12 protein-coding genes are annotated in these 10681 nt (G+C 39.8%); all 12 read right to left on the bottom strand.

Annotation, left to right across the window (positions count from 1 at the left end):
• Positions 1-7 precede the first annotated feature (7 nt).
• Positions 8-1609, bottom strand: a complete 1602-nt coding sequence (locus ACRPI0_RS04055) for a YbaK/EbsC family protein (RefSeq protein WP_432355005.1) — start codon at positions 1607-1609, stop codon at positions 8-10.
• A 44-nt stretch (positions 1610-1653) separates the two neighbouring features.
• On the bottom strand, positions 1654-2913 hold the full coding sequence (rseP, locus tag ACRPI0_RS04050) for an RIP metalloprotease RseP (protein ID WP_432355003.1): 1260 nt from the start codon (positions 2911-2913) through the stop codon (positions 1654-1656).
• 43 nt (positions 2914-2956) lie between these two features.
• A complete protein-coding gene (locus tag ACRPI0_RS04045) occupies positions 2957-4105 on the bottom strand; it encodes a 1-deoxy-D-xylulose-5-phosphate reductoisomerase (protein WP_432355001.1) in 1149 nt (382 codons plus the stop codon).
• Between the two features lie 18 nt (positions 4106-4123).
• The gene (locus ACRPI0_RS04040) at positions 4124-4918 is read right to left on the bottom strand and encodes a phosphatidate cytidylyltransferase (protein ID WP_432355000.1); all 795 of its coding nucleotides are present in this window, start codon (positions 4916-4918) and stop codon (positions 4124-4126) included.
• Positions 4915-5709: an isoprenyl transferase gene (locus tag ACRPI0_RS04035; RefSeq protein WP_432355879.1), complete on the bottom strand. Its 795-nt coding sequence runs from the start codon at positions 5707-5709 to the stop codon at positions 4915-4917. Before ACRPI0_RS04035 ends, ACRPI0_RS04040 begins: the two co-directional genes overlap by 4 nt.
• 127 nt (positions 5710-5836) lie before the next feature.
• Positions 5837-6394, bottom strand: coding sequence for a ribosome recycling factor (frr, locus tag ACRPI0_RS04030; RefSeq protein WP_432354999.1), 558 nt, complete (start codon positions 6392-6394; stop codon positions 5837-5839).
• A gap of 2 nt (positions 6395-6396) precedes the next feature.
• Positions 6397-7119, bottom strand: coding sequence for a UMP kinase (gene pyrH / locus ACRPI0_RS04025; protein WP_432354998.1), 723 nt, complete (start codon positions 7117-7119; stop codon positions 6397-6399).
• Between the two features lie 76 nt (positions 7120-7195).
• A complete protein-coding gene (gene tsf / locus ACRPI0_RS04020) occupies positions 7196-8083 on the bottom strand; it encodes a translation elongation factor Ts (protein WP_432354997.1) in 888 nt (295 codons plus the stop codon).
• A 95-nt stretch (positions 8084-8178) separates the two neighbouring features.
• Complete coding sequence (rpsB, locus tag ACRPI0_RS04015; protein ID WP_432354996.1) at positions 8179-8913, bottom strand: 30S ribosomal protein S2; 735 nt, start codon at positions 8911-8913, stop codon at positions 8179-8181.
• A gap of 141 nt (positions 8914-9054) precedes the next feature.
• Positions 9055-9573, bottom strand: a complete 519-nt coding sequence (locus tag ACRPI0_RS04010) for a hypothetical protein (protein ID WP_432354995.1) — start codon at positions 9571-9573, stop codon at positions 9055-9057.
• Between the two features lie 7 nt (positions 9574-9580).
• Complete coding sequence (locus ACRPI0_RS04005; RefSeq protein WP_432354994.1) at positions 9581-9889, bottom strand: hypothetical protein; 309 nt, start codon at positions 9887-9889, stop codon at positions 9581-9583.
• A complete protein-coding gene (locus tag ACRPI0_RS04000) occupies positions 9886-10665 on the bottom strand; it encodes a FliA/WhiG family RNA polymerase sigma factor (RefSeq protein WP_432354993.1) in 780 nt (259 codons plus the stop codon). Before ACRPI0_RS04000 ends, ACRPI0_RS04005 begins: the two co-directional genes overlap by 4 nt.
• Between the last annotated feature and the right edge of the window lie 16 nt (positions 10666-10681).

Genomic DNA, 10681 nt, shown 5'->3' with positions numbered 1-10681 from the left:
CGTGTCTTTACTCTGTTCTAAAAAACTCTTGAAGTTTTTCAGTTACTTCTTCTTTTTGCCAAACATGCGTCTCTCCAACTGTACGATAAGTAACTTTTACAGTTCCAGCAATCGCATCTTTTCCAACAACTACTTGCACAGGCACTCCGAGCTGATTCGACGTTCGTTGCTTACTTTCGGCACTGACATCCCTGTTATCATAAAGTACTCCATAACGATACGCTTTCATAACCGAATGTAACTCTGTAGCTAATTGCTGCTGGATTTCGTCTTCCCCATCTTCTATTAGTAAGTGTATATCATATGGAGCAAGTTGAATCGGCCACTTTAAACCGAGTGCATCGCTGTAGTGTTCAGCAGTCGCTCCGAACAGACGCGTTAAATCCATATAATAATAACCTGTCAACACTTCGAGCGATTCTTTATTAGCAACATTTATTTTACTAAAGACTGGTTCAGGTTCAATAATTCGTGCAAACGTGACACCTTGCCGGAACACTAATATCCCGTTACCATCCGGTGAAGGTTCACCTTCTCTAACTAGCCGGATATCTACATAATGGTCGACAGCAAAGTCACGTTCCGGATTAACATTCAGTAAAAACGTATCCTTCTCGTTTGCCCCACAAATACCATTAACTACAGTTGAGATACCGTGATCTGCATAGACAGGTAAACCGAAGGGAAGTTGAACAGGCCCTATATTTTTCTGTCCAACTCCTAATATTTCCTCAACTTCTTTAGAATCCATTAATCGGATTTCAGAAGTACCGAAGATTTTCTTTAACTTTAATTCATTGAGTTCATGGTCACCCCGTAAGAGAACTAGTACAGGCTTTTCATTGAACTCATATAACAATGCTCGTATAGTTTGAGCTTTTTCTAATTGAAGAGATTTTGCTAATATTTCTATTGACTTATCTCTCCCGCTAATTTTCTCTGCCTTTTTAATTTTCTTAGATTGTAGTTCTTCCTCTAGCATGGCTTCAGCAAGTTCTGCTTTGGCTGCGTAAGAAGAAGTTGTACTTAGCGCAATCGTTTCTTTTCCACATTCAGAAAACGCAATAAATTCATATTCGGTATTGCCATTGTCATTTATACACTCAATAACTCTATATGGGATTCCAATTTTATTAATAATAGAAGAAAAGACATTCAATAATTTCGTACCATTGGCTTTAGCTTCAATTACATCTGTATGAAAAGAATACCCACTCATAAGTGAATATTCTTTTGCGTACAACAAACTTAAATCGCGTGTTGATTTCACAGATGTCCGAACATGTTGTTTGATGTGAAACATTGAAATCGGCAACTGATTTGAACTAATTACTTCTTTCGCAATGAATGACAGTAAAATCATTTCATCAGATTTGCCTGTTGCATGTTCGAATTGTTCATATGGGAGATTTACTTCAAGAATTCCTGCGGACTCCATTTCTCTTCGAATAACTTGTTTCATGTTATCTAAAACTTTACCTGCAAGAGGAAAGTATGCATACATTCCTTCAGACGTTTCTTGTACATAACCTGATTGAGTAAGAAGCTGATCTGCCAGACAGTTATTAGAAGTTTCAGCAGTAGGCATGAATACACCTGATTGTTTCATCGCGTGTCGCCTCCATTACTCTCTGATAAATAGGATCATCATTTCTAGAAAAAGAATTTTTGGATGTCATTCCACGTCACAACAATCATAAGTAACATCAGCAACATGATACCTACAAAGTGCACCATACCTTCTTTTTTTCGATCAATCGGTTTACCGCGCACAGCCTCGAATAGGAAGAACAACAACCGTCCCCCATCTAATGCTGGAAGTGGAAGTAAATTCATGATTCCTAGATTAATACTTAAGACAGCTGCCCAGTTCATAAGATTGAAGATTCCATACTGTGCAACTTTCTCAGTAGCTTTGTAAATTCCAACTGGGCCAGATAGTGCATCTAACGTAAATTGACCAGTGACAAGCATACCAAGTAATTCAAAGATTTTAGCAATCCAGAACCATGTTTGCTGTGCACCATAGACAATTGCCTTCAGTGGATTCTTCTCAACTGGACTTGTGTAATATACACCAATTTGACCGAATTTCTGACCTGCATCTTCCATTTCTTCCGGTGTAACTTGAAGCGTAACCAGTTCTCCATTCCGCTCTACTTCCACACTTACGGATTCCCCTGGATTTTCTTGAATTGTTTCAGTAAACTCTGTCCACGTTTCAACTGGTTTCCCGTCGGAAGTTTTAACATAGTCACCTTTTTGAATACCTGCTACTTCTGCAGGACTGTTTTCTTGAACTTCAGTGATAATCGGTTCGTTAGTAGGCACGCCATTCAACAAACCAAGCGCAAGGAAAATGAAAAAGGCAAGGATGAAGTTAAAGACGGGTCCTGCCAAAATGGTAAGAAATCTGCCCATTAGCGGTTTCGAATCGAATTGACGATCTTTAGGTGCAATAAGAGTTTTTTGCCCTTTTTCGTGTATCACTGCAGTTCGAGAGACAGAAAAACGAACTAAGCTGCCTTCATCGTCATAGCCTTTTATATATAGCTCGTCATTCAGATCCGCTACTTCAGTTTCTAAAAAAAGCACATCTGGATTTGATACATTTGAATTCAAATAAATCTTAGTTACTTCGTCTTGTGCGTTTAAAATCAATCCTACTCGATAGCCTGGGAGTAATTCGACGGTATCAAAATCTTCTCCTGCCATACGAACGTATCCACCCAGCGGAAGGAGACGTAAAGTATAAAGCGTTTCGCCTTTTTGTATTCCTATTATCTTGGGTCCCATTCCAATTGCAAATTCACGGACCATAATGCCAGCTCTTTTTGCCAAAAGAAAGTGTCCAAACTCATGGAAAAAGACTAAGGAGCCGAAAATAATTATAAACGCTATTACGTTCTCCATTTATACCCACCTTTTCAGCGCACTTGGCTGTTGTACTAAAAGCTTATTTTATCATGGACTCAACAATTTTACGAGTTTGCATATCTATTTCAACAATCAATTCTAAGTCTGGATTTTGAAGTGTCTGATGATTCTCCATCGCACGTTCCACCAGCTCGTCAATTTGCACAAATGGAATATTTCCAGCCATAAATTGACTCACGGCCATTTCATTTGCCGCGTTCATCGCTGTGGGCATAGTTCCGCCAGTGCGCCCTGCCTCATATGCTAGAGCAAGGGCCTTAAATCGGTTCAAGTCCATTTTTTCAAAATGTAAAGATCCGATGTCTTCCAATTTTAATCGTTGTGGGTCTTTCATAGGAATACGATTCGGATATGAAAGTGCGTATTGAATTGGAACCCGCATGTCTGGCGAGCCAAGTTGAGCCATGACACTTGTGTCTTCGAATTCAATCATGGAATGAATAATGCTTTCTTTGTGTAACAAACAATCTATTTGGTCGTAGGGCATATTGAAAAGGTGATGAGCTTCAATAACTTCTAGACCTTTGTTGAACATAGTTGCAGAGTCTATAGTAAGTTTGTTCCCCATAGACCAATTCGGATGAGCTAGCGCTTGTTCAAGCGTTACATCTGCCAACTGAGCCCGCGTGAGATCACGGAAACTCCCTCCTGATGCTGTAAGTATTAGACGGCTAATCGATTTTGGTTGTTCTCCATTTAACGCTTGAAATATCGCAGAATGTTCACTGTCCACTGGCAATATCGAAACACCGTAACGCTTTGCTTCCGCCATCACGATGTCTCCAGCAGCAACGAGTGTTTCCTTATTTGCAATGGCAATTGTAATTCCTTCACGGATTGCTGCAAGCGTTGGTTTTAGTCCCACACTACCGATTACAGAGTTTAATAGCACATCTGCTCCTGAGTGCGCAGCTACTTCTTCAAGACCTTCTGCCCCGTGTATAAAACGAATTGAAGGAAATTCCGTACGCAATGTCTCGGCATCTTTTTTTTCCATAACCGAAATCACTGGGGGCTTATGAAACGCTGCAATTTCTCTTACCTTTTCAATATTACGTCCAGCAGACATTGCAACTAAGTTAAACTGCTCTGGATGAGCAGCAATCACTTCAAGTGTTTGAAGGCCAATTGAACCTGTCGCACCAAGAAGGCTAATATTTTTTTTCATCGGTAACATCCCTTTCCATTAACTAACGAAGTGCAATAGATGAAGAAGTGGGAGAACAAACAACAGGCTATCAAAACGATCTAAAATCCCGCCATGTCCTGGAAGCAGCTTCCCCGAATCTTTAACATTATAATTACGTTTTAAAGCTGACTCCACAAGATCTCCTAATTGTCCGATCATCGAAGCGATAATTGTAACAATAATTAGGAGAAAGAACGAAGACCCGACAGGCTGTATCAGTTGAAAAGCAATTGCGACAATCACAGCGCTAACTATTCCACCTACAAATCCTTCAACCGTCTTGTTCGGTGAAATATCTGGCCATAGTTTGTTTTTACCGAGTTTCCTGCCAATAAAGTAGGCACCTGAATCTGTTGTCCAGACAACGACTAGTGCGTAAATGATAAATACTAAGCCCGCATCTCTAGTGGCAGTGAGATAATAGAATCCCATCCCGACATAAAATGCCGACATCACTAAGAAGGATGCATGAGCAAACGTAAATCTATTCTTCACAAGTACAGTATAGATCAATAAGAGCAAAATCATGATAAATGCCGCTTCTAATTTTGTATAGCCTATAGCTCCAAGCCAACGTAATGCGAGTTCATTAGGTAATAGTAAAATGGCAGTGAGTAACCATGCAAGTATGCCTTCAACAGATAATAGCTTTACGGATTGCATTTTTAACAGTTCATATAGTCCAATGGTTGCGATTGCATACACTAATAAAGTGAATGGAATTCCGCCGACAACAACAAATGGAATGAAAACAGCAGCTGCTACGATAGCAGTTAGTATCCGTTGCTTCACTTGATTTCATCCCCTTCAAGACTTCCAAATCGTCTATTTCTATTTTGATAATCTTCTACGATGTTAAGCATGTTTTCTTCATTGAAGTCTGGCCAAAGTACTTCTGTAAAGGCGAGTTCTGCATATGCAAGTTGCCACAGCATGAAGTTTGATAAACGGACTTCTCCACTAGTTCGGATAAGTAAATCTGGATCAGGTAAATGGGATGTCATCAATGCTGTAGAAATAGTTTCCTCTGTAATACTAGAAAGTTCAATTGTATTATCTGATACTTGTTGTGCAACTGCTTTTACAGCCTCAGCAATTTCAAAGCGACTTCCGTAGTTCATAGCGAAATTTAAAATCATCCCATCGTTATGTGCTGTTGCATTCATCGCTTTTTCAATCGCATCTTTTGTATGTGCAGGCAATAACTCAGCAGTACCAATCATTTCTACTTTTACATTATTTTCTACAAGTTCAGGAAGATATGTGCTTAGAAATTCACCCGGTAATTTCATCAGGAAGTCAATTTCCCGCTTAGGTCTCTTCCAGTTTTCAGTTGAAAATGCATAAAGCGTCAACACCCGAATCCCTATCTCACTCGCAAACAGGGTAGTCTTCCTAACGGTTTTCATGCCTTCATGATGACCAGCAATTCTAGGGAGCTTTCGCTGTTTAGCCCACCTTCCATTCCCATCCATGATAATGGCGACATGTGTAGGCATCGGCTTTTCTTTTAATACATTGAGCCGCTCTTTTAATGTCGACGGGACAGCCGTCGTCTTCTTTCGTAGCAGTTTATCGAACATCATTTTTCCTCCACTCGACGACGTTTCAAATCATTCATCCTCTTTATCCTAACAAAATAAAGGAAAACTTGCATGTTAAAAAGGACGTCCTAAAGTTAGGACGTCCGTTGAAAAAGAAAGTTCATGTTTAGATTTCCATAATTTCGTTTTCTTTGTCCTCAGCAATGCTATCGATTTTAGAGATATACGTATCGGTTAGCTTCTGGACTTCATCGTTATTACGGCGCAATTCGTCTTCCGTAATTTCACCGTCTTTTTCAAGTTTTTTCAACTCTTCGTTAGCGTCACGACGGATATTACGAATAGCAATTTTTGATTCTTCAGCGTCTTTTTTCACTTCTTTTACAAGATCTTTACGACGTTCTTCTGTTAAAGCAGGTACTGCCAAACGGATAACATTTCCGTCATTAGAAGGTGTAATTCCAATATCGGACTTCAAAATTGCCTTTTCGATATCGCCCAAAGTTGTCTTATCATATGGTTGGATAACCATTAGCCGTGCTTCTGGTACAGAAACTCCAGCCATTTGGTTAAGTGGTGTCGGAGCACCATAATATTCTACTGAAATCCGGTCCAACAAAGAAGCATTGGCACGTCCTGCACGAATTGAAGCAAGTTCTCTTCCAAGTGAACTAAGTGCTTTTTCCATTCTTTCAGTTGTTTGACCCATCACTGCTTTTGGCATGTTTAGTTCCTCCCTACGACTGTGCCGATTGTTTCACCGCATACAGCCTTTTTTATATTTCCTTCTTCCATAATCGAGAATACTACGAGTGGGATGTCATTGTCCATACAGAGCGTAGAAGCAGTCGTATCCATCACTTGCAATCCTTTACTGATCACATCAAAATAAGTTAATTGGTCATACTTTACAGCTGTAGAGTCAATCATAGGATCTGCAGAATATACGCCATCTACATTATTTTTACCCATCAAAATAACATCTGCTTCAATTTCAGCTGCACGAAGCGCTGCTGTTGTATCTGTTGAGAAATAAGGATTTCCAGTACCAGCTGCGAATATAACAACACGTTTCTTTTCAAGATGTCTAATCGCTTTACGACGGATATAAGGTTCTGCGACCTGACGCATGTCAATAGATGACATTACACGTGATTCCGCGCCTAACTTTTCAATCGCATCTTGAAGTGCTAAAGCATTCATAACTGTAGCAAGCATGCCCATATAATCTGCAGTAGTACGATCCATACCCATTTCACTACCGACTTTACCACGCCAAATATTTCCGCCACCCACAACGACAGTGACTTCAACACCTAAATCCAGTACTTCTTTAACTTGAATTGCCACTGATTTAATAATTTCCGGGGAAAGACCAAATCCTTGTTTTCCAGCGAGAGCTTCACCGCTTAGTTTTAACACGATCCGCTTATAGTTAGGTGTATTCATATGTATCCCCCATCTTCTTGGTTTTCTTAAAAATAGGGAACACAAAATGTGTCCCCTACCATTAGTATGAGTTAAATTAGTTACCTTTGTTCACTTGGCTCATAACTTCATCAGCAAAGTTATCTTCACGCTTCTCGATGCCTTCGCCCACTTCATAACGGATGAACTCAGTAAGAGTTCCGCCAGTTGATGTAACGAATTCTCCAACTTTTTGGTCTGAGTTCTTAACGAATGGCTGATCCAATACACAAATCTCTTCGAAGTACTTACGTAGGCGACCTTCTACCATTTTAGCAACGATATTTTCTGGCTTGCCTTCGTTAAGAGCTTGTTCAGTAAGAACTTTACGCTCATGCTCAACTTCTTCTTCGGAAATCTGATCATGTGAAACGTATTTAGGATTCATAGCAGCGATATGCATTGCTACATCTTTTGCAGCTTCATCATCTGTAGAACCTTCAAGAATTGTTAGTACGGAAATACGGCCACCCATGTGAAGGTAAGCGCCAAATGCATCGTTATCCGTTTTTGTACGGATTTCAAAACGACGAAGACTGATTTTCTCACCGATTTTTGCAATCGCATTTGAAATATAGTCCGCTACAACAAGTCCATTTTCCATAGTTGTAGTCAACGCTACTTCTACATTTTCAGGCTTTGTTTTTAGAAGGTGATCTGAGATTTCTTTAACCAACGTTTGGAATCCTTCGTTTTTAGCAACGAAATCAGTTTCAGCGTTAATTTCAAGAATAATCGCTTCATTACCAGAAACTTCGATTGTAGTTGTTCCTTCAGCAGCAATACGGTCTGCTTTTTTAGCTGCGCTTGAAAGACCTTTTTCACGTAAAAAGTCTAATGCTGCATCCATGTCGCCGTTTACTTCTGTAAGTGCTTTTTTACAGTCCATCATACCAGCACCTGTTTTTTCACGAAGTTCTTTTACCATTTGAGCTGTAACTGCCATGTTGTATTCCTCCTATAATAACTATCATTATTTTGGTTTAATTCTCTAAAAAAGACGATAAGGGGATTGGCCGCTTATCGTCTTTGATTTTTCAGTTACTCTGCAGTAACTGCTTCTGTTTGTTCTGCTTGAGCAGCTTCTTCGTCTTCACCTTGTCTTGATTCAAGCAACGCGTCTGCCATTTTGCTTGTCAAAAGGCGTACTGCGCGGATTGCATCATCGTTTGCAGGGATGACGTAGTCAATCTCATCAGGATCGCAGTTTGTATCAACGATACCAACAAGTGGGATATTCAATTTATGAGCTTCCGCAACAGCGATACGCTCTTTACGTGGATCTACAACGTAGATTACGTCTGGAATTGATTTCATATCACGAATTCCGCCTAGGAACTTAACAAGACGTTCGTGTTGTTTTTTAAGTTGAGAAACTTCTTTCTTAGGAAGAACGTCGAAAGTACCGTCCTCTTCCATTTTCTCAATTTGCTTCATGCGGCTGATTCGCTTCTGGATTGTTCCGAAGTTAGTCAACGTACCACCCAACCAACGTTGGTTAATGTAGTACATGCCTGCACGTTCTGCTTCTTCTTTAATAGCATCTTGTGCTTGTTTTTTTGTACCAACGAAAAGAACTTTTCCGCCGTCAGCACCGACTTGGCGCATGAAGTTATAAGCTTCTTCGAGCTTTTTAACTGTTTTTTGAAGATCGATGATGTAGATTCCGTTACGCTCAACAAAAATGAATTTCTTCATTTTCGGATTCCAGCGACGTGTTTGGTGTCCGAAGTGCACACCAGCTTCAAGTAATTGTTTCATAGAAATTACTGACATAATTATTGCCTCCTGTTTGGTTGGATTCCTCCGCATACTTCATCCGTAGAGCGACCTTTCGGCACCATCTCAAACCGTCCATACACGTGTGTAGTAATACCGCTTTCTAATATAACACAAAACATATCACTTTTGCAACAATTACTGTTTAAACTTTAAAATGAGTTCTACTTCAGTTTTTCCTTTTTTAAGTCGACTCGCTATTTCATCAGAGTTAAATCCTTCAGCTCGCATCCGATAGACTTTTTCAAACTCTGTTTCAATTGAAGTTGTTTGTTGAACTTTTTCGTTAACTTCTTTGGGTTTTTGCTGAGCGCGATAAGTACTCAGTACTTTTGCGGTATTTAGTTTTGGAGTATAGTAAGCAACTTGTTGAGAAGTATCAGATGACACGTCTTCTAAAGGAACTGAGGACTGAGTATAATCAGGTTTCTCATCGGTATCCGGGCGTAATTGGAGCTTAGATAGCTGTTCTATTAAGCGGTCATTTTCTTCTTGGACTTCTGTAATATAAAGTGCTAAGCTGGCTTCCATTTCTTTCATAAACTGCCGCTGTTTCTTTTCAGTTTTATCCAATTTCGAAATTCTCATATACAGCAGGGCAATTATATAAAACCCACCCAATTGCAGTATAAATAACGCTACGATCCAAAATGCCATTACTTCATCACCCTGTATAGTCTACGAATCCACCTTTGTATGGGTGGCTTGCGTGGATATCCTTCTTTTGCTGTGAACTATCTTGCCGTTCATTGTCATTCGTCTGTCCTTCATCATGGGATTTCTTATTGTTATGAGTCCTCTCAGAAGCTGATGAATTCAAGACCGTTGTACGTTGTTTAGCAACCTGTTGATCCGTTTGTGCAGCAGCTTGCTGATGATTCAGTGCAGATTGTTGGTTCTTCTGCTCTGTCAATTTACCAGCATCAAATGTTTTTGGAATTGCTATTTGGAGTTCAATGGATTTTAAACTCATAAAATCCCTCGGTCCAGCACTTCAGGCAACAATAGCTTCCGGAGTTTGAAGAGTGCTTTTGAATGGATTTGAGAAATCCGTGATGTGGATAAACTCAGTATTTCTCCAATTTCTGTAAGCGTCATTTCATCCGTATAGAAAAGACTTAATACTAGTTGCTCATTGTCATTTAAGTCATTAATTTTTTGGACCATCTCACCAATCAGTTCTCGCTTCACTGAATGTTGTTCCGGAGTCGCCGTTTTCTCATCTTTAAGCACAAAACTTTTCCCAGAATCATCTTCGTCATCACTCATTCGTTCATCTATAGAAAGAACGCTCGAAAAATAATGTTCGTGCACAGTCTGGTAAACGTCATTAACATTCATCCCTGTATGTGCTGCAATTTCTTCAGGAGTTGCGGAACGCATAAGTTTCTGCTCGATTTTACTAATTTGCTCTTCTAATTTTTTCGATTTTTCTCTTGAGGATCTTGGTAACCAATCTTCTTTACGTAGCCCATCCAAGATACTCCCACGAATTCTAAAAGAAGCATATGTATCAAATTTTAAATCCCTACTAGGGTCGAATTTTGTTAAAGCATCAAATAAGCCCTGATACCCAAGACTTTTCACATCATCCCTGGAAACATTACGCGGTAGACCCGAACCAATTCGCTGAACATGGTAATTTACGAGCGGCATATATTTACGAACGAGCGCATCTCCTGCATCAGGATCTCGTTTGTTCAGCCACAAGTCCCAATACGTCTCTTCCGTAATGTCTATTTTCGACATAGAATCCCTCGCTTCC

It is taken from the genome of Sporosarcina sp. A2 (genome assembly GCF_050858885.1).
In the GTDB taxonomy this organism is placed as follows: domain Bacteria; phylum Bacillota; class Bacilli; order Bacillales_A; family Planococcaceae; genus Sporosarcina.
This window is presented reverse-complemented; position numbering and strand designations above follow the sequence as displayed.

Bases quoted from the DNA above. Each gene is read 5' to 3' on its own strand.
- ACRPI0_RS04055 (WP_432355005.1), bottom strand. From the start codon at position 1,609: ATGAAACAATCAGGTGTATTCATGCCTACTGCTGAAACTTCTAATAAC.
- ACRPI0_RS04005 (WP_432354994.1), bottom strand. From the start codon at position 9,889: ATGAGTTTAAAATCCATTGAACTCCAAATAGCAATTCCAAAAACATTT.
- rseP (WP_432355003.1), bottom strand. From the start codon at position 2,913: ATGGAGAACGTAATAGCGTTTATAATTATTTTCGGCTCCTTAGTCTTT.
- pyrH (WP_432354998.1), bottom strand. From the start codon at position 7,119: ATGAATACACCTAACTATAAGCGGATCGTGTTAAAACTAAGCGGTGAA.
- tsf (WP_432354997.1), bottom strand. From the start codon at position 8,083: ATGGCAGTTACAGCTCAAATGGTAAAAGAACTTCGTGAAAAAACAGGT.
- ACRPI0_RS04035 (WP_432355879.1), bottom strand. From the start codon at position 5,709: ATGTTCGATAAACTGCTACGAAAGAAGACGACGGCTGTCCCGTCGACA.
- ACRPI0_RS04000 (WP_432354993.1), bottom strand. From the start codon at position 10,665: ATGTCGAAAATAGACATTACGGAAGAGACGTATTGGGACTTGTGGCTG.
- frr (WP_432354999.1), bottom strand. From the start codon at position 6,394: ATGCCAAAAGCAGTGATGGGTCAAACAACTGAAAGAATGGAAAAAGCA.
- ACRPI0_RS04045 (WP_432355001.1), bottom strand. From the start codon at position 4,105: ATGAAAAAAAATATTAGCCTTCTTGGTGCGACAGGTTCAATTGGCCTT.
- rpsB (WP_432354996.1), bottom strand. From the start codon at position 8,913: ATGTCAGTAATTTCTATGAAACAATTACTTGAAGCTGGTGTGCACTTC.
- ACRPI0_RS04010 (WP_432354995.1), bottom strand. From the start codon at position 9,573: ATGGCATTTTGGATCGTAGCGTTATTTATACTGCAATTGGGTGGGTTT.